This window comes from Cohnella rhizosphaerae (genome assembly GCF_029525575.1).
Lineage (GTDB): Bacteria > Bacillota > Bacilli > Paenibacillales > Paenibacillaceae > Cohnella > Cohnella rhizosphaerae.
In genome coordinates this window covers 2062265-2088250 of the sequence record NZ_JAPDIA010000003.1, presented here as the reverse complement: position 1 = coordinate 2088250, position 25986 = coordinate 2062265, and the positions used below count along the sequence as shown (strand labels likewise).

Annotated in this window: 26 protein-coding genes and 1 pseudogene; 3 read left to right on the top strand and 24 right to left on the bottom strand. The window is 61.8% G+C overall.

Translation table 11 applies throughout. The features are described from left to right. Nucleotides 1–8: 8 nt before the first annotated feature. The 12 genes from OMP40_RS14960 to OMP40_RS14905 form a co-directional block, all read right to left on the bottom strand. Nucleotides 9–518, bottom strand: a complete 510-nt coding sequence (locus OMP40_RS14960) for a sialidase family protein (protein ID WP_277533209.1) — start codon at nt 516–518, stop codon at nt 9–11. Beyond that, a complete protein-coding gene (locus OMP40_RS14955) occupies nt 496–1830 on the bottom strand; it encodes an aldolase/citrate lyase family protein (protein ID WP_277532371.1) in 1335 nt (444 codons plus the stop codon). Before OMP40_RS14955 ends, OMP40_RS14960 begins: the two co-directional genes overlap by 23 nt. 97 nt (nt 1831–1927) lie before the next feature. Then, the gene (locus OMP40_RS14950) at nt 1928–2599 is read right to left on the bottom strand and encodes an acetate and sugar kinases/Hsc70/actin family protein (protein WP_277532369.1); all 672 of its coding nucleotides are present in this window, start codon (nt 2597–2599) and stop codon (nt 1928–1930) included. A 22-nt stretch (nt 2600–2621) separates the two neighbouring features. Further along, nucleotides 2622–2996 (bottom strand): FGGY family carbohydrate kinase, encoded by a 375-nt coding sequence (locus OMP40_RS14945; protein WP_277532367.1) that lies wholly within the window; start codon nt 2994–2996, stop codon nt 2622–2624. Continuing rightward, entirely contained in the window at nt 2993–3673 is a 681-nt protein-coding gene (locus OMP40_RS14940) for a hypothetical protein (RefSeq protein WP_277532366.1), read from the bottom strand. Before OMP40_RS14940 ends, OMP40_RS14945 begins: the two co-directional genes overlap by 4 nt. Continuing rightward, nucleotides 3670–4443, bottom strand: coding sequence for an amidohydrolase family protein (locus tag OMP40_RS14935; RefSeq protein WP_277532364.1), 774 nt, complete (start codon nt 4441–4443; stop codon nt 3670–3672). The genes OMP40_RS14940 and OMP40_RS14935 overlap by 4 nt, the downstream gene beginning before the upstream one ends. 9 nt (nt 4444–4452) lie before the next feature. Then, entirely contained in the window at nt 4453–5454 is a 1002-nt protein-coding gene (locus OMP40_RS14930) for an aldo/keto reductase (RefSeq protein ID WP_277533208.1), read from the bottom strand. Between the two features lie 127 nt (nt 5455–5581). Continuing rightward, nucleotides 5582–5935 (bottom strand): hypothetical protein, encoded by a 354-nt coding sequence (locus tag OMP40_RS14925; protein WP_277532362.1) that lies wholly within the window; start codon nt 5933–5935, stop codon nt 5582–5584. Continuing rightward, nucleotides 5895–7574, bottom strand: coding sequence for a hypothetical protein (locus tag OMP40_RS14920; protein ID WP_277532360.1), 1680 nt, complete (start codon nt 7572–7574; stop codon nt 5895–5897). The genes OMP40_RS14925 and OMP40_RS14920 overlap by 41 nt, the downstream gene beginning before the upstream one ends. Before the next feature lie 55 nt (nt 7575–7629). Continuing rightward, a complete protein-coding gene (locus OMP40_RS14915) occupies nt 7630–8094 on the bottom strand; it encodes a carbohydrate ABC transporter permease (protein WP_338131166.1) in 465 nt (154 codons plus the stop codon). A 422-nt stretch (nt 8095–8516) separates the two neighbouring features. Further along, nucleotides 8517–9425: an ABC transporter permease gene (locus OMP40_RS14910; protein WP_277532358.1), complete on the bottom strand. Its 909-nt coding sequence runs from the start codon at nt 9423–9425 to the stop codon at nt 8517–8519. 37 nt (nt 9426–9462) lie between these two features. Next, nucleotides 9463–13386, bottom strand: coding sequence for a right-handed parallel beta-helix repeat-containing protein (locus OMP40_RS14905; RefSeq protein ID WP_277532355.1), 3924 nt, complete (start codon nt 13384–13386; stop codon nt 9463–9465). Nucleotides 13387–14825: 1439 nt separating this feature from the next. Here OMP40_RS14905 and OMP40_RS14900 point away from each other — a divergent pair. After that, entirely contained in the window at nt 14826–15083 is a 258-nt protein-coding gene (locus OMP40_RS14900; protein WP_277532353.1) for a hypothetical protein, read from the top strand. Nucleotides 15084–15535: 452 nt separating this feature from the next. Here OMP40_RS14900 and OMP40_RS14895 read toward each other — a convergent pair whose 3' ends face one another. The 7 genes from OMP40_RS14895 to OMP40_RS40140 form a co-directional block, all read right to left on the bottom strand. Further along, nucleotides 15536–17134 carry a type 2 periplasmic-binding domain-containing protein gene (locus OMP40_RS14895; RefSeq protein ID WP_277532352.1) on the bottom strand — a complete coding sequence of 533 codons (1599 nt, stop codon included), beginning with the start codon at nt 17132–17134 and terminating at the stop codon, nt 15536–15538. A 181-nt stretch (nt 17135–17315) separates the two neighbouring features. Further along, nucleotides 17316–17609: a helix-turn-helix domain-containing protein gene (locus OMP40_RS14890; protein ID WP_277532350.1), complete on the bottom strand. Its 294-nt coding sequence runs from the start codon at nt 17607–17609 to the stop codon at nt 17316–17318. Next, nucleotides 17606–18454 carry a hypothetical protein gene (locus OMP40_RS14885; protein ID WP_277533205.1) on the bottom strand — a complete coding sequence of 283 codons (849 nt, stop codon included), beginning with the start codon at nt 18452–18454 and terminating at the stop codon, nt 17606–17608. Before OMP40_RS14885 ends, OMP40_RS14890 begins: the two co-directional genes overlap by 4 nt. 34 nt (nt 18455–18488) lie before the next feature. Continuing rightward, on the bottom strand, nt 18489–19604 hold the full coding sequence (locus OMP40_RS14880) for a cache domain-containing protein (protein ID WP_277532348.1): 1116 nt from the start codon (nt 19602–19604) through the stop codon (nt 18489–18491). A gap of 294 nt (nt 19605–19898) precedes the next feature. Continuing rightward, nucleotides 19899–20477: a YdeI/OmpD-associated family protein gene (locus OMP40_RS14875; protein WP_277533203.1), complete on the bottom strand. Its 579-nt coding sequence runs from the start codon at nt 20475–20477 to the stop codon at nt 19899–19901. Between the two features lie 26 nt (nt 20478–20503). Then, nucleotides 20504–20971, bottom strand: a complete 468-nt coding sequence (locus tag OMP40_RS14870; protein ID WP_277532346.1) for a VOC family protein — start codon at nt 20969–20971, stop codon at nt 20504–20506. A 63-nt stretch (nt 20972–21034) separates the two neighbouring features. Further along, a complete protein-coding gene (locus OMP40_RS40140; RefSeq protein WP_338131124.1) occupies nt 21035–21160 on the bottom strand; it encodes a hypothetical protein in 126 nt (41 codons plus the stop codon). On the opposite strand from OMP40_RS40140, the gene OMP40_RS40135 reads away from it, so the two are divergent. Continuing rightward, entirely contained in the window at nt 21144–21494 is a 351-nt protein-coding gene (locus tag OMP40_RS40135) for a helix-turn-helix transcriptional regulator (protein ID WP_338131123.1), read from the top strand. The genes OMP40_RS40140 and OMP40_RS40135 overlap by 17 nt on opposite strands. Continuing rightward, on the top strand, nt 21469–21975 hold the full coding sequence (locus OMP40_RS40130) for a helix-turn-helix transcriptional regulator (RefSeq protein WP_338131122.1): 507 nt from the start codon (nt 21469–21471) through the stop codon (nt 21973–21975). The genes OMP40_RS40135 and OMP40_RS40130 overlap by 26 nt, the downstream gene beginning before the upstream one ends. Before the next feature lie 52 nt (nt 21976–22027). Here OMP40_RS40130 and OMP40_RS14860 read toward each other — a convergent pair. The 5 genes and pseudogenes from OMP40_RS14860 to OMP40_RS14840 all read right to left on the bottom strand — a co-directional run bounded on the left by OMP40_RS14860 (nt 22028) and on the right by OMP40_RS14840 (nt 25696). After that, nucleotides 22028–22424: pseudogene (locus tag OMP40_RS14860) on the bottom strand (VOC family protein). A gap of 57 nt (nt 22425–22481) precedes the next feature. Further along, nucleotides 22482–22853: an ArsR/SmtB family transcription factor gene (locus tag OMP40_RS14855; RefSeq protein ID WP_277532344.1), complete on the bottom strand. Its 372-nt coding sequence runs from the start codon at nt 22851–22853 to the stop codon at nt 22482–22484. After that, complete coding sequence (locus tag OMP40_RS14850) at nt 22850–23410, bottom strand: SRPBCC family protein (RefSeq protein WP_277532342.1); 561 nt, start codon at nt 23408–23410, stop codon at nt 22850–22852. The genes OMP40_RS14855 and OMP40_RS14850 overlap by 4 nt, the downstream gene beginning before the upstream one ends. Before the next feature lie 217 nt (nt 23411–23627). Continuing rightward, nucleotides 23628–24041 carry a CBO0543 family protein gene (locus OMP40_RS41770; RefSeq protein ID WP_420871936.1) on the bottom strand — a complete coding sequence of 138 codons (414 nt, stop codon included), beginning with the start codon at nt 24039–24041 and terminating at the stop codon, nt 23628–23630. 371 nt (nt 24042–24412) lie between these two features. After that, entirely contained in the window at nt 24413–25696 is a 1284-nt protein-coding gene (locus OMP40_RS14840; protein WP_277532340.1) for a carbohydrate-binding domain-containing protein, read from the bottom strand. Nucleotides 25697–25986 lie beyond the last annotated feature (290 nt).

Genomic DNA, 25986 nt, shown 5'->3' with positions numbered 1-25986 from the left:
GCTGTGCCTTAAACCTCTGCCTTTGGCTCTTCCGCTTCCTTTGGCTCTGCCGCTGCCTCTGCCTCTGCCTCTGCCTCGATCTCTAACTCTACCTCATGATCGACGAACAAAATGTTGAAGCGGCTGTACTCGATCGTGAATCGAATATGCCTGCCCCCCTCCTCGCAGATGCCGTCCGCATAGCAGAAGCCCCCGGGAAAATCGCTCACGATCCGCTTGTAGCCCCAGGTCCGCATGTCGTCGTCCGAGATCCAGACCGCCAGCGGATTACGCTCCAGCATGCCGTGCTTGCCGTTCGGCGTGTGGATGAGCGCGATTCGGCCGCCCGGCATGGCGATCAGCTTCGGCTTGTTGGACGGATTCGGAATGTCGGTGCGCTCGGCCGCGCTCCAACCGGCCCCGCCGTCCCGCGACTCGCTTCGCCACAGGCAGCCGGATTCGTTGACGCGCAGCAGCATGACGAGCGTGCCGTCGGACAGCTCCGCGAGCGTCGGCTCAGGCCAGTTCCATTTGGGCAGCCCCTCCCCCCTTGATCGGCGTCCGCGGCCCTTCGTGCCGGGTGTAGGTCCGGCCGTTGTCCTTGCTGATCAGCACCCCGTTTTCCACATGCGAGATGCGCGCTTCCCATATCTTCAAGCCGGACTGCGCCAGACGGTCGTTTTCTTCGGGGGAGATCGGGTAGTACTGATACGGAATGACGATGTCGCCGTTGCTCAGCCGAATCATCCCGCGCGCGAACGAAAAATTCGGCAGGGCGGGATGGATGCCGATGTCCTCCCACGTATAGCCGTTGTCGCGGCTTTGCATCGTCGTGCACCGCCAGTTGACGAAATGACCGTTGTGCAGCGTCAAAAAAGCGTAGAGCACGCCGTCCAGCAGCATCAGCTCCGTGGCGTAAACCGCCCGGCCGTCTTCCGGATAGATCGGGAACGGCTCCGACCAGGTTTCTCCGTTATCTTTACTATGAAAAACGACGACCCGATTGCCGGGCGCCGGCTCCGTGATGTCGCCGACCTGGCCGACGCAGATCAGCTCGCCGTTCGGACAGCGCCGAAGGATCGGCTCGCAGCTCAGATGGTCGCGGTGGACGAGACGAATTCGGTTCATCGTTGCAGCTCCTCTACTTGTTGGATGATACCCCGGCATGCCAGCTTCAGCATATGAAGCTCGCTGCCGATGCAGAAAATGCCCATGCCGTGCGCCTTGGCATGCCGCAGAAAAACCGGCTCCGAGGTGATGATGCCGCCGGCCTTGCCGTGGCGACGCGCCGCTGCCGCAACGGCGGCGATCGCGTCCAGAATCGGCGCCGCCTCCCCCGAGGCAATCGAGATCGCAGGCCAGATCGTTCGGTCCCACAATGACGCCGTCAACGCCGTCCAGGCCGACGATCTCATCGATCGCGTCCAGTCCTGCCTTCGATTCGATCTGCGCGAATACAAGCGTGCGTTCGTTGGCTTGTTGCATATAATCGCGTAAGGCCGGCGGCGCGTACAACGTATGCCCACGAGTGGTCGAGATGCCGCGCCGCCCGACCGGCGCGTACTTGGCATGCCGGACGACGGCCGCGATGTCTTCCTTGCCGCCGGTCATCGGCAGCAGCACGCCGTCGGCGCCCATGTCCATGAGCCGGGTAATATCTCTGCGCGAATGATCCGCCAGCCGCACCAGCACGGTGATGCCGGCAAGCCGGGCGGTCATGATCAGTCCCGACAGCGCGGCGTGGTCGAAGCCGCCGTGCTCCGTATCGACGATAAAAAAAGTCCAGTCCGCCGCTTTTGAACAGCACGGCCATATTGGGCAGCGGAATCTCGCTGAGCATCGTGCCCGCATATATCTCGTTGGGTTTCAAATCGTTTTCACCTTCTTCATTTGCTCGAACCAATCCGTTCATCAACCCGTTCATCGAAATGTGCATCGATCCGCCCGATCAATCCGTCCGATCGATCAGTTCGATCAGCCCGTCCAGCGCATCGCGATCCGAACGCAGCCGATAGGGCACGTTCAGCCGATCGCAGACCGCGGACACGAGCGCCTCGTGATGCCTGGCCGCTCCGCCGGTCACGAGCAGCCGCGCCCTGGCGGGCAGCTTGATCATCGCGGACTGGTAGCCGCTTGTCATTTCGTCCGCAAGCCCGGCCGTGCCGGAGCGGGCCGCCATCTCCAGGCCGCCGGGCAGGCCGGACACGGTGCACAGCGTCCGGCCCCCGAAGTACGGCCGGCTCTCGAACGCGCCTTCGGCATGCGACTCCGCGACGACGCAAAGCTGGGCCGCCGTCCCCAGATTCAGCAAGTATTCGCGCTCGTCCTGCAGCCCGCTTCCAAGCACCGAGGCCTGGTGGTCGCCGACCGGGCTGTACACCGCTACATGCCCCCAAAAGCCGATCGGAAGCACCTTCATCGTCGCCTCGGGCAGCTCCAGCTCGGGATAGGGGTTAAATTGCGGCGTGCCGTTTTCCTTGTTGTACATCCCGCAAGCTGCCGCATCCGTGATATGCGTCGCATTCGCGCCCGTCAGCCGCCAGGCGATATAAGATCCCAGCGTGTAAAAGCGCCGCGCCCGCGAAAACAGTTGGGGCTCCAGCAGCTTTATCGCGAACAAGCCGCACAGCGGCGAGTTCGGCTTAACGCTGCTGCCCGACGCCGGCGGCAATCGAACGGGGGAGCTGCGCCAGGCAGCTCCGTCCATTCGCGGACAGCGTGCTGCGCCGGTCCTGCCAGGAAATATACGGCGTCAGCAAGCCGCCGCTGCCGTCGCCGAGCAAATATCCGTGCATTTGCGTGGAGATGTAAAGGCGGTCCACCGTGGCGGCATAACGCTGCAACATGTCCATGATTGGCCGGACGATATCTTCGACGCTCACCTCGTGTATAGGCGGACGATTCTCCACGGGCATCGGAAACGGCACCGAAGCAGCCTCGGACTTCAGCCGTTTCTCCCGGTCGTAGACCGCCCACTTGATCGAGGTGCTTCCGATGTCAAGGAGCAGGCTTATCATACGATTCGCACCATCCTGCGCCACAGCTCCTCCCCGGCCTTCGCATCCGCCCACGGATCGAAATGCGGCGCCATGACCTCGTGCCAGTCGGCCGGCGACAGCCTGGTCGTCAGCAGCCCCTGCCGATTGACGGCGCCCGCGACGGCCGGCAGCTCGCGGTAGTTGAACAGAAGCGCGCCGGCGCTGCCGATGACGCAGCTTGCGTTGAAGCTGCCGGGCGTCTCCTCCTGGCGCTGATAGTGATAGTAGATATAGCTCGACGCCAGCGCCGGCTTCAACCGCGCGAGGGTGCCGATCCGTTCCTCCGGCCGGAAGCGGACGCCCGACGCTTCGAGCTCCTCAGGAAGCCCGTCGTGGAAAATGTCGATCATCGGGACCGCCAGCCTGAACGGCGCCTCGTCCGCGCCGCCCGTCCGCGTCCCCGACGGCGCCGGCGGCCATTTTTCCAAATACGTCTCGTAGGAACGCGGCCAATCCCAAACGGCGCCTTCCCTCGCGTCCAGACGCTCGGCATACATGCAAACGTACGGGCCGCAGGCGAATACGGATATCTCGCGCAAGCCTTCGCTCTCCCAGCCTTCCCGCAGCGCGGCGGACTCACGCCCGACCTGCTGACGGAACGCGCGCTCCGCGCCTTGGCGAAGCTGGGCGTAATACAGCTGCCTCACTCTCATCACGACCGATCTCCCGCTTCCGTATAAAATCGCCGGGCGTTCGCCCCTCTCGCGGCGTCCCGCTCCGATTCGCTCCACGCCTGCGGCAGCAGCCGCTCGAACAGCTGCAAGACGTCCCGGTACGTTCCCGCCGTCAAGGCGACTGGCCAATCGCTGCCGAACAGGATGCGGCTTGGACCGAACAGCTCCGCGGTCCGCCCAATATACGGCGCGAGCGCCTCTGCATCCGCGCCCCCCGCCGCGGTGATCAGCCCCGACCATTTGCAATAAACGCGGGGAAACGACGCCAGCTCGCCCACTAGCGTTGCCCACGGCTCCAGCTCGCCCCGGCGGACGTCCGGCGAACCGATGTGGTTGATGGCCGCCTTCAGCCGGGGGAGGCGCGCCAGCCATCCGGCCACGACCGGCATATCCGCCGGCCCGATCAGCAGATCGACGGCAAGGCCGTCCCGCTCCAGCAGGGCCAGATTCGCCGGCAGGCGTTCCGGGTCGGGCGCTCCGCGGTACGCTTCGACGATGGCGCGGTCGATCCGAATGCCCGCGAATCGCGGATGGCGGCGCAGCCTGCCGTATTCCTCTGCGAAAGTGTCCGCGAGCGGGTTCAGGTATCCGACGACGCCGGCGATGCGTTCATGCCGGTCGGCCAGCGCCAGCAAATACGCCGTCTCCGCCGTCGTCGCCGCGGCTTGTACGGCGATGAAGCCTTCAACATCGGCCCCCCGGCGCCGCGGCGAACAGATCGTCCGGCACATAGTCCCGATAGAGCGCGGCATTGTCCGGCTTCAGCCAGCGGTAATCTCCCCGCGCGAGCTGCCAGAAGTGCACGTGGCTGTCAAAATAGCGCATGACCGCTCCCCCTCCTCCCGGCGAGCTTCAGGATCAGAACCGCCGCCGCCGCGCCACGCCTGATACCATTGGAGCCAGGAATCGTACGCCTGCTGCTCGAACGGCTCTGCCAGCAGGTCCAGATTTTCCTCAAGCTGGCCGAGCGATGCCGGTCCGAATAAATTCAGCGCGATATCCGGGCAGCCGAGCGGAAATTGCAGGGCGAAGCCGACCGGATCGACGCCGCCGCGCGCGCACCAGCTCCGGTAGGCGACCGCGGCGGGCAAGCGCCGCCGCCGATGATCGTCCTCCGTCAGCGCCAGGCTGCGCGGGTCTTCGCGCGAGATCAGCCGGCCGGCGAGCGGGCTGCCGTTGACAACGCAGACGCCCGAGGCTGCGGCCTCTTGAATGAGCGTTTGCGCGCTCTGCTCCAACGGCGTGTAGTCGCCATAGGTCAGAATGCTGTCGAACGCCCCGCTTGCCGCCGCTTCCCCCAGCACCTCGTGGCTGGCGGTGCCGATCCCGATATAGCGGATCAAGCCTTCCCGCCGGGCCGCCTGAAGCATTTGCAGGATGCCGTCCTCGCCGAATGCCTGATGGAGCGACGTCGTCTCGTGCAATTGATACAGATCGATATAGTCGGTGCGCAGCCGCCCGAGACTTGCCTCCAGGCTGGCGCGGACAAGCGCCGCCGCTTCCGGACCGCTTAACCGCCCCGGCACGACGATCGCCTTGGTCGCGATGAATATGGAACCCCTGTCCGTCTCGGCGACGAATTGCCCGAGCACCTCCTCGCTCGCGCCTTTGCCGTAGTTATAGGACGTATCGAAATACCGGACTCCGCTCCCGTAGGCGGCGCGGTGAACCGCCGCATCCCTCACGTACGCGCAGCCGATGCCGTAAGGGATCGGGTCCCGACGGCCGTGCAGCAAATAAAAGCTTCGTATATCCTCGATCATGGCTGTCACTTCCGCTCCAGTCCTCCTCCCTCAAGTACGCTTCAGCAAAGCCTCTTCCGCGGGCACTTTTCTGCAAGTTCTCTTCCAGAAATCCGCTTCCTCAAGTGCTCTCCCGCAAGCACTCTACTCATGCCGTCTCCCAGGGCTGCCGATAGCTCGGCTTGTACGCATGGCGCTCCACCTCGAGCACCAGCGGCAGCCGCGAAGCCGGCGCCAGCTCGACCTCGAACGCCGGCGCGCCGATCTCCGTCGTCCGCGTCGTCCGCTCGGCGGCAGGCCATGGCGCCCCGGCTTCTACGTACGTCGCGAGCTTCAGCTCGCCGGACAGCTGCCCGGCATGGACGCGAACGATGCGGTGCTCGCCGTAGCCGCTCGCCTGCACGATCAGCCGCCGCGCGCGGGACGGATGCAGATTGACCAGCTCCAGCTCCACCTCGTCTTCAGTCAGCCTGCTGACGAGCGCCGCCACGTCGTCCGGCACGCCGGGACGCCGCAGCTCCGCATCGTAATACCGCACGCGCGGGAACCACAGCCCGCCGTTGTAGATCATGCGCGGCGCGCCGCACATGAGCTGCGACAGCGCCTCCGTCACGACCGGATTGCGATACTGGAAGTACGTCTCGCGATACGACGCCGGATCCTCCCGATCGTGATGGATGAAGGCCAGCCGGTAATACAGCAGCGTCAGGCTGTGCCGGAGCATATGCAGCGGATAATCCGGGTATTCCCCCGTGCAAGTAAGCGGCCCACGGCTCGTCGTTGCCGCCGAAGTCCTTCTTGACGCGGAAGCCGGACCGGACGCGCCGCGCGTCGTCTTCGTGCGCGTGCCGCAGCTTGACCGCGCGGTCCCAGTCGTCCTCCGCCATCGACGCATGCCACAGATGCGCCGGGAAGTGCGGCTCCATCGGCTGAAATTCGAACCAGCCGTCCCGCCACAGAACCGGACTGCCGGTCGGCTCGTGCGGACGCGACGCGCTCCCGTCCGCCAGCAGCACGCTGTCGATCCACAGGTCGTAATCGTACCAGCCGGGATCGCCGTACTTGTACGGCACATGCAGCGTGCCGCGGTGCATGATGCCCCGCTCCGTCAAGGCGTCGAGCTGCCGCCGCGCGAACTGCAAGTATCGTTCGTCGCCGCCGCTGACGAGCCAGCCGTTCTCCGCCGCCGCCATCACCGCGCAGCCGACCGCATGCCAGCCGTGCGGCCACGTCCAGCCGTAGTAGCCGCCGTACCATTTCCCGCCCGTATACTCGCCGACCTGCCCGCCCAAACCGACGTTGTCCGGCACGACGCCGCCGTTCGCCTCCGCCCGCTCGATCCAGCCGCTTACATAACGCTCGATCCACAGGCGGTACTTGTCGTCGCCCGTATGCAGATAGGCCTGCGCCACCATCGACGTGACGGCCAGATTCACCGCCGCGTCGCCGCGGCTCTGCCGCGCTTCAAGCGCCCGGCCCATCGCCGCGGCCGCCGCTTCTTCCTTCACGTCGTCCAGCCGCCCGACGCCCGGCACGTCCTGGAACGGCAAGCCGTAGAACCGTTTCCAGTTCGCGTAGCCCCACGACTTGCCGGCGAAGTTGCGCCAGCCCGGCCCCATGCTCCCGCTGTGCGGACTGCGGATCACGTTGCGCGCCGCGTCGTAGTTGCCGGCCGTTTCTTCCACGTACAGATCCGCATAGCGGATCGCCCGCTCCCGGTTCGTCCCGCCCGCGGGGTCCATCATGTTCAGCAAGTAAAAAAACAGATAGCCCTCGCCCTGGTGGAACCAGTCGTATCCCTGCTCGTACTCGTCCACGACCATCGGATGGCCGTGGCCGGTCTGAACGCCGGCGAACTGCTTGACGATCGCGTCGTACTGCCGCAGCGACCATCCCCGAAGCCGTTCGTCCCCGCCGAGCATATACAGGAGCGGCCAGTTGTGGAAGCTCTCGAACATATCGTCGAGCGCGTCGATGTCCTCGTGGTCCGCGTCCGGCGGCCACAGCATCGTGCCGTCCTCGCGCACGTATCGGGAGATCGCCAGCTCCGCCGCCTCGTTCATGCGGGCGATCAGCTCGCGCTCCAGCTGCGCCCACGCCGGCGGTTCGACGAGCGGCAGCGTACTGCGTATCGCTATCATTTTTCGTTTCCCTCATCCCGTTGTTGATTAAACGCCGGTCCCTGCTCCGACAGCCTCAGCCTTTAACCGAGCCGACCATCGTGCCCTTCTCGAAGTACTTCAGCAGGAACGGATAGATGACGAGCAGCGGCGTGATCGCCACCATGATGGACGCCATCTTGAGGCTCTCCGGCGCCGGAGGCTCCTGGGTTTGCGTCAACGACCCGAACGAGTCCTGACGGTCCTGGATCAAGATTTCCTGAAGCACGTACTGCAGCACGAATTTGCCGCGATCGGTCACGTACAGCAGGTTGTCGGAAAACTGGTTCATATGCATGACGAGATTCCACAGCGTCAGCGTCACCAGCACCGGCACGGTGAGCGGCAGCATGATCCGCATCAGCGTCCGCATCTCGCCGGCGCCGTCGATGCGCGCCGACTCCTCGAGCTCCTTGGGGATCGTGCGGAAGAAGCTCATCATGACGAGTACGTGAAACGCGCTGGCCATATGCAGCACGACGTAAACGCCCCGCGTATTGATCAGATCGAGATCGCGCAGCAGCAGGTACGTCGGGATGATGCCCCCCGTCGAACAGCATCGTGAACAGAATGACCAGCGTAAACGCGCGCTTGTACGGAAAATAAGGGCGGGACAGCGGATAGGCGGCCAGAATGGTCACGAGCAGGCTCGCCGCCGTGCCGACGATCATCCGGAACAGCGTGTTCTCGTAGCCGACCCAGATGTTGCGGGCTTGGAACACCTGCTCGTAGGCTTCCAGGCTGAACGATCTCGGGAAAAAGTGAAACCCGTAGCGAAGCGCCTCTCCGCGGTCGCTGAACGATACCGACAGGACGTGGACGAACGGGTACAGCACCATGAGCAGCACCGCCCCGATCACCGCGTACAGCACCGCGTCGACCGCCTTTTCGCCCGGAGATTTTAAGTTCATTGCGTCTCTCTCCTCACCATAGTCCTTGCTCGCCTCCGCTGGCCTTGCGGGCGATCGCGTTCGTCAGCAGCACGAGCGTCAGCCCGACGACCGACTTGAACAGCCCGATCGCGGCCGTGTAGCTGTACTGGAACTGCTGCAGGCCGATGCGGTACACGTACGTCTCGAACACGTCGCCGCGGTCATAGTTCAGCGGATTGAGAAAGTTGTAAATTTGCTCGAAGTTCGTGTTCAAAAATCCGCCCACGTTGAGGATGAGCATCACGACGACGGTCGGCATGAGGCACGGCAGCGTAATGTGCCAGATGCGCTTCCACCGCTTGGCGCCGTCCATGACGGCCGCCTCGTGCAGCTGCGGATCGATGCCGGCGATCGCCGCGAAGAAAATGATCGAGTTCCAGCCCAGCTCCTTGAACAGCATCGACAGCACCAGCAGCGGCCGCAAATATTGCTTTTCGCCCATGAAGAAGACGGGATCGAAGCCGAGCAGCTGGATCACATAATTGACGACGCCCATGCTGGGGGACAAAAAGTAGATGAACAGGCCGGAAATGATGACCCACGAGATAAAATGCGGCAAATACGTCGTCGTCTGCACGAGCCGCTGGAACCAGCGATGCCGCAGCTCGTTGAGCATGATGGCGAACGCGATCGGCGCCGGGAACACGATCAGCACGAAGTAGACGTTGATCAGCATCGTATTGCGGAACAGCGTGTAAAAGTTCGGGTCGGCGAACAGCCGGCGGAAGTGAAGCAGTCCGACCCACGGACTGCCCCACACGCCTTCCACCACCCTGAAATTTTTGAACGCGATCAGCAGGCCGTACATCGGACCGAACTTGAACAAAATGAAGGCCGACAACGAAACCAGCAGCATGACGCTCAGCTCTTTATATTTCCAGAACAGTCGGATCTGGCTCAAATCTCTCTACTCCTCTACGGCCATGATTGCGATATTGTCAAAGTAGACGACGGCCGGCCAGCGGTCGGAGGAAAACTGCAGGACGAGCGTATCGATCGCCCCGGGCGCGTACGTAAACACTTCGGTCCCGTTGTTCAGCTTGAGCCGTACGCCGTCGATGTCGACCGTGTACTGATTCGTATCGAGATCGAGCAGCATGTCGATATGCCTCCACTGGTTCAGCAGGCTCGGATACGTAGAGGCTGGGCTCCAGTCCACGTAGTAGTAGCCGTAGGCCGAGAACAGGCCGCTCAAACCGCTGGCCGTCACCGGCGCCTTGGCCGGGAACAGCTGGAAGTGGGCCGTCTGGTTGCCGGTATGCATGACGTCCCAGCTCAGATGCACCTTGCCGCTGTCCAGCGACATCGGCAGCGGAATCGTGAGCCGCGGCGCGTCCTGCTGGCCTTCGGAAGAGATGACCAGCGAGCGATTGAACCTGCCCGGCACCTCCGCGATGCCGATGCTGCTGGTCGTGCCCGTGCGGACGGTCCACGTTGACGGCAGCCCGCTCAGGGCGTTGAAGTTCTGCGCATACAGCAGCTCGCGTCCGTACGGCGCCGTGCGAATCTGCTGCACCGCGTCGGCCCGCTCCCAGACGTCGGAGCCGTCCACCGCCTGCACCTTCCAATAATAGGTCGTCCGTTCGTCGAGCCCGTCTGCGGCGGGCATCGTGAACGAATTCGTCGCGATGTCCTCGTATACGAACGTCGGCGACGTCAGCGCCGGATCGGTGCCGATCAGCAGACGATACGATTCGGCGCTCGGCACGCCGGTCCACGAGAAGGCCGCCCCGTCGGTGACGACGTCGTGCGAACCCTGCTGCGGCGCGAGCGGAATCGGCGCGTCCCGCGTGAACAGCACGCCGTAGTGCGCTTGCACATCGGCTGCCCGGATCGGCAGACGTCCAGACGAACGTCAGCTCGTCGCCGGCCTGCAGCGAGATCCGTTCGTGCGCCTGGTAGACCGACGTCAGCACCGATGCGCCGACTGCGGGATCGCCGTTGACTCGCAGCTCGAAGTCGTAATCGGAGCCGTCCAGCTTGCGGAGCGAAGCGAGCGCCTCGACCTCCCCGTCATACGGAGCGGTCCACTGCCACTCCGCCGCCGTCAGCGACGCCGCCGTGATCGCGCCGCTGAACCCGGCTTGCGGCTGCCCGGCATGACCCTGTCCGACGCCATCCGCATAGGTAGCCACGCGATAGTCGTACAGCTCGCCGACCGCCGCATCCGCATCCAGCCAGCTCGTCGCCGCCAGCGGGCCGGCGCCCGTGCCGGTGTCCAGCCGCTCGTACGAATCTGCCGAGCCGTGAAGCTTGCGGAAGACATAGTAGCCGTCCGCGCCCGTCACCGCGGACCAGTTCAACTGGACGCCGTATACGGCCGGGATGACGGATACCTCCGACGGCGCAGGAAGCAGTCCGCGCTCGATGACGATCGTAGACTCGCCGCCGTCCGCGACGAGCGGCCACGCGCCGGACACCGCGTTTTCCCGCAGCACGTTGTTCCTGGCATTGGGCGTGACGACGATGGCGCTGCCGACCTTGTTGTGCTCCAGCAGATTCGCCCGCACGCTCCCGCTGGCCGATTGCACCGAGTTGGTGCGGAACGACAGCCTGTCGGTGTCGTTGCGGCGCAGCGTATTGCCGTACGAGATGACCGACGCGCGCGCCGTGCTGCCGTAGCCGTATTCGGAATAGGTGATCGCCGCCTCCGGCGAATCCGCGTTCTGAATCAGGTTGTAGTAAGCCGCGCCGTACTGGCTCGGATGGGACGAATGATCGAGCGCGGACACGGTGGAGCCGCCCTGCTCCGCTTCGTTGCCGTCCACGATGTTGTCGAGCACGTTGCCCCACAGCACGAAATTGTTGCCCTTGTTGAGGTATGCATGATTGCCTACGACAAGGTTAAGCGTGTGGAACCGCGCCACGACCGCCTTCGAGCGATAGTCCGGCGTGACGTCCCACGGCTTGTCGACGTAAATCGTGCCGCCGCTGCTGCCCGTCACCTTGCGGTATTGCCCGAGTCCGCGGCCGTCGACGACGAGCACGTACAGCTCCTTCATCTGGTTCGCGGTCCAGCTCACGTTGGCGAACGTCAAGGATTCGGGCGTGCCGTCCGCCACCGCGCCGTAATAATGCGTGTTCGGAAACGGGGCGTCGCCGTTGTTGTCGAACAGCACGTATTCGCCGTCGTTGGTGGGCGCTGCCTGGTTGCCGACGTAGGTGATGTTGTTGTCCGACACATAGTTCATCTCGTTCGGCTTCAGCCCCGGACGGTCGAAGCCCGTGTTGAACGTGATGCCGCGGCTCGCCTCTCTCACCCCGGAGGCGTTGCGGCCGTCGATCGTGTTGCCTTCGATGATGTTTTTGGACGAGCTCGTAAACGCGATCGGCGTATACCGCCGCGTCAGCACCGTATTGTCGATAAAACGGCCGTATTCGGACAGGTCGAAGTTGATGCCGTTGTAGCCCTCGAACGTATTGCCCACGATCTGCAGCCGCTCGAAATAATCCGTCGTGCCGCTGCTGCCCGAGACGCCGCTGTAATAGCCCTTGATCCCGCTCGTCGGGAAGTAGTTGCGCACCTCGTTGTTGCGGATAAATACGTCGTCCGCGCCGTCCTCGACGTCGATGCCCATGTCGACGCTGACGCTGCCGACGAGCTTCAGGTCTTCGACGCCCGAGCCGGGTCCGACGCGAACGATCGCCTTGCCGATGCCGCCTGTCGACGGACCGACGGGATCGCCGGTTATAAACTTGATGACCGATTGATGCTCGCCGCCGGCGTCCTTGCCAAGCCCCTTCAGCGCCGTATGCTCCCCGACGTGAAGCGTATTTGAAATATCGTACGTGCCCGCCGGCACCAAAACCGTTCCGCCGCCGCTGCCGTCGGCCGCGTCCAGCGCCGCCTGAATGGCCGCCCGGTCGTCGAGACCGTCGTCCGGTATCGCGCCGTAGGTCGCGATCGACGCCGAGTAGGTCGAGAACGGCTCGTCGACGACTTCGATCGTCTGCGTCTCTCCCCAGCCGTACGCCCCGCCGTAGCCGTTGTGCGTCCAAATCTCGTACGTGCCGGGCCCCAGCGCCAGCGGCCATTCGAACACGAGCTCGTACGGTCCCGCTTCCTCGAGCGTGACCGCCGTCGCGTCTCCTTCCTCGTCGACGAGATATACATAAGCCGCGTTCGAATCGCCGGCAAGCTGCTTGCCGATGATCCGCACCTCGCGCGAGGAAGCCGCGTTCAAGCGATTCGGCGACGCGAAGTAAACGGTCGTCTTGTTGAGCAGCTTGGGCGCGCTCCACTGCGTATCGTTCACGGCCCATACGGCGTACATGCCCGGCGTCTCCGCAGCCGGCACGACCGCCCGCAGCACCGTATCGTTGCCGTACGGCTCGCCGATCGCCGCCGCTTCGTCGCGGTCCAGCGCTTCCGGATCGGCTGCTGCGCCGATCAAAGCTTCGAGGCCGGCCGCCGGCGTATCGTCCAGACGCAGCAGCCGCACGTCGTCCGTATCGAAGCTTGCTCCGAACAGCTGGAACATCTCTCCCGGCTTCGCCTCCGTCGGCGCCGCGGAGAACAGCACGGGCACGCGGTTGCCGCTGGCGTCGAGCTGCGTCGTCAGCCTCGCCGCGCTGCCGCCGGACCAGCTGTCGGCTCCTTTGTGTGCGACGACCTTCCAGTAGTAGACGGTGTCGTAATCGAGCGCCGCGGACGCAGGCAGCGTGTACGCGTTGTCCGTAATGCCGTCGATTACCTGCGTCACCTCGGTGAGTCCGCTGTCTCTGCCGATGACGAGCGTGTACGAATCGGCGTGGGCGTCCCGCCATTCGAACGCCGGCGTGACGGACGTGTCCTCGCTGCGGTCGACGGGACCGACTGCGGACGGCGAAGTCGGCTGCCAGGCGACCGTCACGTCGTCCACGTCGTAGGCGCCGGTATGATACCCGTTGTCCGCGCCCCCCTCTGCCGTACTTGTTGAAGACCATGAACTGGGTCAGCGGATTCGCGCCCTGGAACGCGATCGGCTGCTGGTTCGTCTTCTGTCCGTCGATATACAGGTCGTACGCGCCCGCATCGACGTCGACGACCATGCGGTAGTCGTACCACTTATCCGCATCCATCTTGCCCTGCGACCGGTAGGTCGGGTCGGTCGCGTAGACGTTGCCGTAGTCGACGAAGGCCCATACCGGCTGTTGATTGTAGGTCAGATTGTTGCCCATCGCATACGTGAGGAAGCGTTGGGTCGCATCGCGTCTGACGCGGAACGACGCGTCCAGCGTGCCGCTCGCGACCGTCCGTCCGAACGGATAGATGAGCGCCGGGCCCGCATCCGTCGATCCGGTCGAGCGATTCAGCTCGACATAGCGCTCCCCGCCCGCCTCGACGACCTGCACGGTGCTGACGGCGCCGGGCGCAAATGCCGTGAACGGCGCCGGAACGCTGCCCGTCGCGGCCGACTCGAAGTCCTCCGACACCCAAACGCTGTCGTCGGCCTCCGTCAGCCACAAGCCGCTGCCCGCTTCGGTGACGCCGTCGTCCGCCAGCACGCGCCAGCTATAGCTGCGCGAAGCGTCGAGCGCGAAGGGCACCGTAAATTGCGTGCCGGCAATGCCGTTGTACGCGTAGGATTGAGGCGTGCCGTCGACCGACGCGATGCTCACCGTGTACGCGTCGCTGCCCGGCACCGCCGTCCAGGTCAGCGACGGATAGCGGCTCACGTCCTGCGGCCCCGCCGGATCCTTCATCGTCTTGAAGCTGGCCGTGTCGGCCGTCCAGCTCCAGCCGTCGTCATGGGCGACGACCCGCCAGTAGTACGTCGTGTCGTAATCCAGCCCGGCGGCGGCGGGAATGCTCAAGCTGTCCGCCGTACCGGCCGCCGCGCCGCTCCATGCGATGTCGGTCATCGCCGCGTCGCGCGCGATCACGATCGCATAGTCCTCGGCGCCGCTGTCCTGCCACTGCAGCGTCTCCGTCAACCCGAGCTGGCTCGCGCCGGATGCAGGCGCTACCGCCCGCGGCGGCGTCCGCGAATGGCGGATCGTCACGTCGTCGACCCAGTACGGGCCGGTCTGGTAAGCCAGATCGCCGCCGCCCCGCCCGGCGGAGTTGTACACGGTGAACTCGCGGATCGGCTGGGTCGCCTGGAACGCCACCGGCGCCGCGTTCGCCTTGACGCCGTTGATGTAGAAATCGTACGTCCCCGCATCGATATCGGCGACCAGCTTGTAGTGATACCACGTATCGGCGTTCATGGCGCCGACGTCGCGGTACGTCGGATCGTACAAGTAGTGGCGGCTGTAGTCGACGAACGCCCAAGCCGCATTTTGCGAGCGCGTCAGGCTGTAGCCGAGCGAATACAAGATGAAGCGCTGCGTGCTCGAACGCTTCACGCTGAATTCCGCGCTGACGATGCCGTCCGTCAGCGGCGCCCCGAACGGATACGTGAGCGCCGGCCCGTATACGGCGGAGCCTACCGACCGGTTCAGCTCGATCCGGTGCTGCGTCCCGTCGGCGACGACCTGTACGGTGTTGTTGGCATCCGGGGTGTACTTCGTGAAGCCCGCCGGCAGCGTGCCGACCGCATCGTCCTCGAACGAATCGGACACGAGCTGCTCCTGATCGGCCGGCGTCGCGAGCGAATCCTCGGCCCACGCCGTCCAGCTCCCGGCGCTGCCCGACTCGACCGTCAGGTCGTAGGTCGCGCCCGGCTGAAGACGGTTCGGCAATGCGAGGGAACGCACGCCGGCAGGCAACGTGTACACGGCCTCCGGCGCCGCTTCTCCTTCCCGTTGTACCGTCAATCGGTATTGCGACGCGCCGGCGTCCTCGGTCCATTCGAGCTTCGGATACAGCGAGGCTTGAATCGTCAAGCTGCCGCTCTCTTCGGCGCTTGCCGTCCGAATGACACCGCCCGCGGGCGGCAGCAGCCCCCACAGCAAAGTCAGAAAAACCGTCCAAACCGTAATTCGCCTGAAAATTCTGACTTTCATCATTATTCCTCCTGCGGATTCGGATTCAACGGCGCGCCTTTCCGCTCTCCCGGCGAAGAGGCGCACCGCTTCAGGCGATGATTACTTCAATGTGGCATACAGCGCGTTCGCTTCATCGGTCAGCTTCTGGCCGCCTTTGGCGTACCATTGCTTCACGTAGGCGTCATAGTCGTCCAGGCTCTTCTGCCCGGTGATGATCTCGGCGAACGTGCGCTGCATCAGCAGGGTCAGATCCGCTTTGTACATGCCTTCCGAAGGCAGCACCATGAAGTAGGTGGCGTCCGTCCAGTTGTCGCCCGCTCCGTATTTTTGAATGGCGGCCGTGAGGTCCGGATCCGTCAAGTCGGCGCGCATGGCGTTCGTGTTGATGGCGCCCAGCGCGAACATGCGCGCGCCTGTCTGGTCTCTGTCCTCGACCTTGGCCCATCCGTCGAGGAATTCGGTCGGACCGCTCGTGCCGGATACGTATTTCCACTGCTCGCCTTCATAGCCCTGGTTGAGCAGCAGGTACAGCTCCCGGTCGGCGCTGTAGTCCCGCATGATCTGCAGAATGCGATCGAGCTTGCCCTGGTCCTTGGCCATTTGCGAGCCGAACACGACGTAGTTGCTCTTGGAGCCCCAGCTCCACGAGCCGCTGCCTCCGGGACCGGTGGGATTCACGCCTGGCGCCAGCGTCGCCGAGGCGTTGATCTCCTTCATGCTGGCGATGGTGGAGGCGTCCTCGCGATACAGGCGGCCGATCGTCTCTTCGATGAAGCCGATGCGGCCGTTGAACAGCTTCGTCCGGTACGACTCCTGCGTATCCGTGATAAATTCGGGATCGATCACCTTGTCCGCGTACCACTTGCGGAGCGTGGCGAGCGCTTCCTTCGTCTCCGGCATGACGGAGCCGTTGACGACCTTGCCGTCGCGGACATGCCACATCGTCGGCTCCACGCCGTACGCGCCGAATATGTTGTAGAAGCCGGACGACCACGTCGTCGTCATCGTGCCCGTCAAGCCGTACGTATCGTTCTTTCCGTTGCCGTCCGGATCGTTTTTGGCGAACGCGTATACGGCTTTCTCGAACTCCTCGAGCGTCTCCGGCGTCTTCTCGATGCCGACCTTCTTAAGCCAATCCGTGCGCCACAGGCCGGCAAAGTCGTAGCCGCGAAGCATCACGAACATCGGAATCGCCCACAGCTTGTCGTCGAAGGTGGCCGGCGCGAATAAATTGCCCGGCACCGATTGAATGTCGGCTTCGTATTCCGGCAGCCGCTCCCCGATCAGCGATCGCTCGATCGGCATCAGCACGCCTTGCGTCTGATAGGCCGCGACCGCGCTCGGATCGCTTAGCGTGAACACATCCGGCACTTCGCCGCCGGCGATGCTCGCATCGGTAATTTTGACCGGCTTGATCGTCACGTTGTACCGCTTCTCCAGCTCCTTCTGAACGCGGGTATCGGCGATGACGCCCGGCGCCTGGAAGTGAATGCCCCAATTAATCGTATAGTGCTCGTTGTTCGACGCTTCGGCGGATGCCGTGGCGCTCGCGCTGCCGCCCGCTGTCTCCGTGGCCGCTGCCGATGATGAAGCGGGCGACGACTCGGACGTGTTGCCCGACGAGCAGGCGCTCAGCACCGATGTCAGGATGGTCGCCGTCGCGGCCGCCTTTGCCCACCAACGCATGTTTTGTTGCATGTGGAATTTCCCCCTTGGCTTAAATGGAATCGCGATCGATTCAAGGCACAGCGTAACGGAATAGATAGCGCTTTCACAATTTCGTTATTCCGATTTTTTTGCGTTTTCCGTGAATATCGGCCGATTTTGCCTTTGTCTTTTTCGCGTTTTCTTATGTAAAAAGAGAATCATCGCTGATTCTCTAGGTATTTTCCGGCTTCGCGCCATGCTGCCGGCGATATTGTCCGGGCGTCATCCCGGTTTTCGTTTTGAATAGCCGCGTAAAATAGCTGAGCGTATTGTAGCCGATTTGCTGGCTGATTTCTTCGATGACGAGGTCGGTTTCCGTCAGCAAGCGTTTGGCCCGGCCGATTTTCAGCTCGATGATGTATTCGTTGATCGTCGTGCCGTGCCGCTCCTTGAACAGCTTGTTCACGTACGATGCGCTCAGGCGCACATGGTCGGCCACCTGCTCGACCGACAGCTTGCTGCTCATAATGGTCCTGGATGTAGCGAACGGCGCGCTCCAAAGTGGCGTCGTGCGCCCGGGACGACATTCGGGCGTACTGCTCGATCAGGGCGTCCGCGATGTGCTGAAGCAAGCCGAATGTATTCGTCGAGCGTCATGTCGTGGCGCTCGGGCATCGAGAGCTGCAGGATGAGCGTCTGCTCCTCCGCGCCGAAGCCCGCGATCAGCTTCAGCATCTCGCCGCGAATCTGCGTCATCGCTTGCTGCATGACGACCGGGTGAGGCCTGTGCTCGAGCATCCAGTCTTTGAGGCTGTCGAGCCCTTGCCTGACGCCTTCCGCATCTTTATCTTTAATCGCCTGCACGAGCTGCTTTTCGATCGCGCCCGGATACGATTGGAGCCGATCCGCGCCGTCGCCGCCGTCCTGCAGCCGTTCGTAGCGGATAATCGCGCCGCGGCCCGCGTACAGCTTGCGGCGCAGCGCCTCGTTCGCCTGGCGATAGGCCTGCTCGAGTCGGTCGATCCCGCGGTGAAGCTCGCTGATCCCCACCGTCATCGGCGGCAAGCCGAACTGCAGCGCCTGCCGCCGCCAGTGCTCCGCCATGTCAGGCGCCGGTTCGCCGCCGACGATGACGACGATCTGTCCGTCGTCGCGCAGGACGACCTCGCCCGACACCTGCTTGCGGAGCGAATCGCTCCATTCCAGCAGCGACAGCTGCTGCTGAATGTTGTCCTCCGCCCGTCGGCCGTCGGACTGGCTCTCCGGCTCGAACAGGAAAAGCGTATATTGGGCTTCCCAGGCCGACCATACTTCTTTCTCCAAAGGCGCGATCGGCAGATGCTTGTACTGGGTCAAGCCCAGCCCCTGCATCATGTCGAGCAGCAGCCTTTGCCGCACGATTTCCTCATGATTTTGCCGCTCCTGCTGCCGCGTTCGCTGCAAGCGGTCGTACACCGAGACGATGAGCTCCGCCTCGCTGCGGCTGTCGCTCGTCTCCTCCTCCAGCCTGCGGATATAGGCGATCGATTGGGCCAGCGGACGATAGATACGCCGGGAAAAATACCAGGCGCTCACGCCTGCAATCGCGACATAAAGGAGAGAGACCGAGAACACGACGGTTTTCAGCTTGTCGATGTGCGCGAGCAGCTGCGCCACCGGCACCAGATGCACGAACCGCCAATGCGTCGCCTCCGATTCCAGCGTGGTGACCAATTGCTTCCGATGCGCGACGGTCGCGACGATCGAATCTCCGCCGCGCTGGGCCAGCGCGATCTTGACGATCCGCTCCCCCGTTCGTCCGCAGCTCGTCGCCGCCGTAGAGGAACTCGCCGGACGGACCGAGGACGAGCATCTCGCCGGCGCTGGACGAATAGGCTTGCAGGTAATCGCCCAACAGCCTGTCCTGATCGATGTTGATCACGATCGCGCCGATCGGCTTGCCGATCAGCGGCATCGTCTGCACCAGCGTGATCCAGCGTCGTTCGGAGGCGGGCGCTTCCGCTGTCTTGGCGACCGCGACTTCCGGATGCGTCTCGCGATTCACCAGCCATTGCGTACGCTGGACGTTGCCTCCGTACGCGGAAGTCCAGCCCCGGTCCGCGAACTCGGCAAGCGGCCGCGCCTGCAGACCGCTCGTGATGATCTGATCCAGCTTGTCGTAGTACAAATAGATGGAATCGATATACGGGTTAAGCGAACGCTGCTGCTTCAGGTAGTTGTTCAGATCGATGATCGAACCGACGGACAGCGTATTTTCCCACTCGGCGAACATATAGGACTGCGTCATCAAAATGTTGGCCGCGAGGCTGCTCACCGACTCCAGCTCCTGATCGATCAGCGACAATTGCTGCGTGAGCGCGGCCGCGTTCGACTGCTGCGCATTCTCGAAGCTGTTCTTCTTCGCAAGCGAATACGTCAGCAGCGAGATGAGCAGCACGCTGCTTAGCAGCAGCACCGTGATCAGCACGAGCATCCGGATGTAAAGACTCTTATCTACGTTCGCCAGACGAAACTTGCGCATCTTATCCCCCGTTCTGCCAAGCTAAATGGAACCGTTTACAAAATGTGGCTGAGGCGGACGCCTCGCGTCGGACCGGCCCTTCTTTACCTTAATTCCCGAGGTCCGGATCCGTCAATCCGATAACGTCCGCACACAGCAGATCGTTTATTATAATAAACGAAGTTTAGTATAAAGGAAATGATAGCACCATAATGGTGCGGCTGTCACTTAGGCCATAGCCACCAAACGAAAAAGGGACGAAGCAGGATATTCCTCTGCTTCTCCCTTTAGTTCGCCCCTAAAAGCGTGCGCCAATTATGAATCCGAATCCTCCAGCAGCCGTCCGTCGTCGTGCCACTGGCCGTACATTTTATTTTCTCTGGTATGTTGGACGAACTTCTCCAATCGCTTGCCGAACAATTCGGCATCCTTCTTGCAGCTCTGAATCGTATCGATCCGGACGGCTCGGTACAAAGTCGGGAACCGGGCGAAGTTCTCGTAGGTCGCCGCGTCCTCCCTAAGCCGTCGCTCGACGAGCGGATCGATCTTAAAAGCATCCGGTCGCATATCGGGAAGGACGCGCCTGCCTTCCTCCGTCATCAGCCCCAGCTTCTCGAGCCGGCGGACCCGCGCTTTGTTCAGTTCGGTCCAGGCGCTTTTTTTGCTCCTTGGAGATAGTCTTTGCGCAACCTCCGTTTCTGAGACTTTCTTTTTCGTACTATCGATCCACCCAAAACATAAGGCTTGTTCGACGGCATCCAGATACAGCAGCGTATCCGCGGCCGGCTTCATGCCGACGATGACCCAGCATTCTTTTTCGGTCCCGCCATTTTCGCGCAGCCAGGCCCTTAATTCCGCTTTCGTTTTGACGGCGAGCAGGTTTTTCATTTCCATCGGCAAGCCGTGCAGCTCCTTTTTTTTTACGATTGCTTCATCGCGAGCACGCGATCCAGAAACTTGTCCGCGTCGCTATTGAACTTCCAGACGATGCCGAACCGGTCGGCCAGCATGCCGAAGCAGGAGGACCAGGGCGTATCGGACAATGGCATGATCACATGGCCGCCGACCGATAGGCGTTCGAAGCAGCGTTCCAGCGTCGATTGGCTTTCGTTCGCGATGCTGATAAGCACATTGTTGCCTCGGACCAGTTCGCCGGAGCCTTGCTTCATCGCCGACAACAGATCCGATATCATGAGCTTCCCCCCGGCAAACGCGATCGACGACTCCATGATCATGTTCAATTCGCGCTCAGGCAGCGGGTAGTTCGGATCTTGCGGGAGATCCCCGAACTTCACCTGCTTCACCTCGTCCGCCTCGAACGCCTTGGCATAAAAATCGATCGCTTCCGCCGCATTCCCATCAAAGTTCAAGTACGCGATAACCGCCATGCTTAAAACCTCCTCTTTGTTATAAGAGGAGCATACGCTATGATAGGTGACAGCATCTTGTCATCATTCCAACCGGGCGGGAGAAAAAAGATGGATAAAATCGAGCGGCTGATCGCGATCGTCATGATTCTGCTGCAAAAAGGAAACCGTCTCGACGACGGAGCTGTCGCGCTTGTTCAACGTTTCCAAACGAACCGTCCTCCGCGATATGGAGACGCTCGGCTTGTCGAACATACCGATCTATTCGATCCATGGGGCGAACGGCGGCTACGGTATCATGGACGAATACAAGATCGACAAGCGCCTTTTGAACAGCGGCGACCTGGAGAATATACTGGTTGCCTTAGGCGGGTTGGAGCAAATCTACGTCAGCCGGGAAGTCGAGGTCACGATCAAAAAAATCGAATCGATGGTAAAGGCCGGGCATGTAAAAAAGCGCCGTTCATCTCTCCTTCTACGACTGGGGCGGCCGCGACGAGATCGCGGACATCCTGCGCTTGTGCCAGGAGGCGATCCGGCATAGCAGAAGGCTGACCTTCGACTACATCGATAAAAACGGCACGTCCACGAAGCGAACCGTCGAGCCGTATCAGCTTCATTTCAGCGAGTCGAGCTGGTATCTGATCGGGTTCTGCCTGACGCGCGCGGGGTATCGAACGTTCAAGCTGTCCCGAACCGACCATCTGGCGCCGGACAAGCAGACATTCGTTCCGCGGGACGACGCAATGGACCGAAAGCCCGCAGAAGACTTCACGCCGCAGCTCGTCGAAGTCCAGGCGCTCATCTCGCCCGCGATCAGGGATCAATTCATCGAAAGGTACGGGAGAAGCAGTCTGACGCCCCATAGCGCCGAATGGCTGTCGGCGACCATCCGCATTCCGCAAAGCCAAATCGTGTTTCGACATCTGGCGGGCTTTGGCAAGGAAATCAAACTCGTGGCGCCGGCAGCTTACGTAGCGGATTTTCAACGTTATATAGCGGAGATCATGAACCATTACCGATAACAAAAAAAGAGAGGCGGGCAGCCTCTCTCCGCGTCCGTTTCCGAACAAGCCGTTATACCAGGTTAAGCTGCCACGAAACGCCGTAACGGTCGTTCACCCAACCGAACTTTTTGCTGAACCCGTAATCGCCCAACGGCATCAGCGCTTGTCGATCCTCTTTCAGTTTCTCGTAGAGCGCGTCGATTTCTTCCTCGGTATGGCAGACCGCATAGATGGAGAACGATGGCGTGAACGTAAATTGATGTTTGACGTTGCTGTCGATGCACATGAATTCCTGGCCTTTTAACGTAAATGTCGCCTGCATGACGGTGCCCTCATCCCCGGCTTGGTTCGCGCCGTACCGAATGATATTCGTAATGGCGGAGTCCTCGATCAGCGAGGTGTAAAAATTCATCGCTTCTTCCGCTTTGCCGTCCTGAAACATCAAAAAAAGGAATCACCTTGTCCATCTTTTATCTTCCTCCCGCTCTCAAGTAAGGTTCGGTCCGCCAAACGCCCATGAAGCTTCACGCTTTCGGTTGCCCTTCAGGTTGCCCTTCAGGTTGTCCTTTCGTTTGCCGCATTTTCTTGCCTCTCGCGATCTCGGTGTCCAGCGCGCCGAGCTTCGGTTCCCAGAAGGCGCGAAAACGATCGAGCCATTCGTCGACCTCCTGCAGCGGCCGGGAATCGAGCGAATAGATGCGGCGCTGCTCGTCGACCTTGACGCGGGCGAACCCGCTGTCCCGCAAAATCTTCAGGTGCTGCGAGACGGCGGCTTGGGAGATGCCGAACTCGCCTTGGACGATCTCGACGATATCGCCGGAACGCCGTTCGCTCTCGGCCAGCGCCATCAGAATGCGGCGCCGAACCGGATCGCCGAGCACGTCGAATGCGTTCATTCGGCCTCCGGCGGCTCGCCGCCCGTGTAGAAGGCCGTAACCCGGTTCGCGGCCGCCTCGGCCCGGGACTCGTTCTCCCCGCCGGCGACTGCCGCGCGACGCCATTCCTCGCTGCAGTCGGCCATGAACGCCTTTCCTTCGACGGAGGCGCCGAATTCATGCTCATCGATCCGCTCCGCACCGCCGTCGGCAAGATGGAATGCCAGACCGGCCAGGCTTAAATCCCAGCCTACGCCGACCGCGCCCGGCCCGAACTTTTTCCAATGGTCGTCGACCGGGCAAATGTGCGACAGCTTTAAGCGGGACCGGTCCTCCCCTTCGGCGAACAATCGCACCTCGACCCAGCTTAGCCCCCCGGCGAACTCCCAGGTCAAGGCGAAAAAACGCGGCGGTTCGCATTCGGTCACGGTGCCGCCGGCGTTGTTCTGGATCTGATACCTGCCTCCCAGGCGCAACTCGCCGCCGACCGGCGCAAACCAGCGAGGCAGGCGCTCCGGATTGGTCATGGCATCCCACAGATCGTCCAGCGTCGTGTCGTACGCGCGCTCCAGCGTCACGTTGCGCGCGGGCTTCCCCCTCTCGCTCGAGCTCCGTTACCGTGCGGGTAACGGCGCCTAGGCAGGATTCCAGATTAAATATGGCGCTCGCCTCCCTGATAAACGCAATTATACAAGCATTTTATTATACAAGGAATTGCTTATATAAAGACTAACTTAAACAAGAATCGATGTCAAGACATCTGCCGGATGCAATGAGAGGCTGCAATATTCGTCGTTACAGAACCATAAACAACGCCAAGCCCGCGGGCTTGGCGTCCTTGCGCTCGCCGCCTATCCAAACAGCGGTTGAAACGCAGTTGTTTTCTCTTAAAACGCCGCAAAGCGTTTTTTTTGTGCCGATCTTGTAAGAAGCCAGGTAGATGAGAAAATAAATGGGGAACGAAATCAGGATATTCCAATTTACCATGACATAAAAGCCCAGCCAAAGGAAGACAGGCTCCCCGATAAAGGCGCTGACGCCAGCGAAGATCATCGCTTTGACCAGCGGAGAGAAATGCGGCTTGTATTCGATCAGCAAAGCGATAAAAACGGGAAGTACGCAAAAATCCCATGGGACAAACACGGGAATCGTAGGAATCACTTTGCCCGTGTAATACCATAGCCCGTAAGAGGTGCCGACAAAGTCCAACCAACACGTAACGATAACGGTAAAAAAAAATGACGAATAACGAACGGTCCGCGCTGCCTTTTTTTCTGACCTTCAGCCACACGGCCCATGGCAATATCGTCAGCGCCAGGGATATCCAGAAGTCCCAATGGAACAGCGTATGATTCAGCCAAAAGTCGAAATAATCTTTATTGGCATCGACGACCTTTTCGTATATTTCGCCAACCTTCTTGATCTTCTCCGGATTCTGGATCGGCGCCAGCCTCATCTTTGTATCCGCTCCCCGTCGTTTGGTGATTAGCGTCCCCGGGGAACCGAAAATGATGCATAAATCTGGCGCGTTCATCTGATAAAGAGAGGCTGCCGCCTCTCTTCATTCGGGACGTTTCCGCTTACCTTCGCATGCCGCCTCTGCCGCCACCGCCACCGCCGCCTCCCATGCGCGATACCGGCATCTCCGTGATTTTCTCGCCGTTGACCGTGACATCGCCGCCGTTGAGCTGGGCCGTACCGTCCGCGTCGAACGAAGAGGTCGGGGCCGTCACCTTGATGGTGCCGCCGTTCACATAAAGATCGCCGTTGGAATCGAACGCGTCCGTATCCCCGCTGCCCACCGTAACATCTATCGTGCCGCCGTTGACATCGATCGCGACGTCGCCGCTCGCCTTTTGCGCGGCGTTGATGCCGTCATCGTTCGCATACAGCTTGATTTGTCCGTCGTTGATCAAAATATAGTTGGCTTCGATGCCTTCTTCGCTTTTGGCAATGTCGATCGTGCCGCCGTCGATTTGAACCAGGCTGGTGCCCTGGATGCCATCGTCGCCCGCGGCGATGTTCAGCGTGCCGCCTTTGATATAGATATAGCCGAGCGTCGCATCCTCCTCGTTTTCGCTGTGCAGGGCATCCTTGCCGGCGTCGATCGTGACCGTACCGTCGTCGATCAAAATCGCATCGTTCGCCTCCAGCGCATCCGCAGCCGTCTGGATATTATAAACGCCGCCCGTGATCTTGAGATCGTCCTTGGACGAGATCCCGTTCCCTTCCTTCGATACGATGTCCAGCGTCCCGGTTCCGTTCAGCGTCAGATCCGCGCGGGAGAAAATGACCGCATCCAGGTTCGTCTCTCCATCGGCCGCGTAAGCGCCCGTGACTTCCATACGATTCGCGCTGTCCGTCGCAGTCACGAACACTTTGTCCGCTGTCTTTACGTAAATGGCCGGCGCATCCGCATTGACGATGCTGACGCCATCGAGGACAAGCTGCACCTTGGCATCGTCGGGCGCCTCGACGATCACCGTCGCATCGGTCGCGTCGCCGCTCAGCACGTAGACGCCTTCGGCATCGATGGTCACGTCTTTGCCGCTCTCCAGCTTCACTTGCGCAGCCGCCGTCAGATCCGCCGTCTGCGCTAGATCGCGATCGCTGAACAAAGTCGACGAATCTAGCTTCGTCGTTCCGGTTGCCGAAGCTGCGCCGGAGGCAGCCGTCGTGCTCGTCGTTGACGTTGCGGCGGACGGCTCGCTCGCGGATGGCGCGCTTGCCGACTGCGTAACCGCTGCTTGCGCAGCTTCGGCACTTTCGCCGCCGCTTTGCGCCCGGGAACATCCTGCGATTGATGCGCTAAGCAATACGGCCATCGTCGCGGCGCTTAGGATTTTTACTGTTTTTAATCTCATCGTTCAACGCTCCTTGAACGCTCGGCAGAGCGCGATTATGGTTAAGACGGCGGCTATTGCCTTATGTCTTGTTTCCATCATGCGGGCCGCGGCTTAAATCAAACTTAAAGATTGGCCGGCTTTTGTGAATTGGCGTTAAAAGATGCCCAGCTCTGCGCGAACATAAAAAAAGCCGTCAGGGAAGGTCGCAGCTCTCCCTGACGGTCCTTGCATCAAGCGCGTTCACGATCGGTGGACAGCCCGTGACCGCCTGAACGCACAACCAACCGCGCCAACGCCTCCGCAGGCGG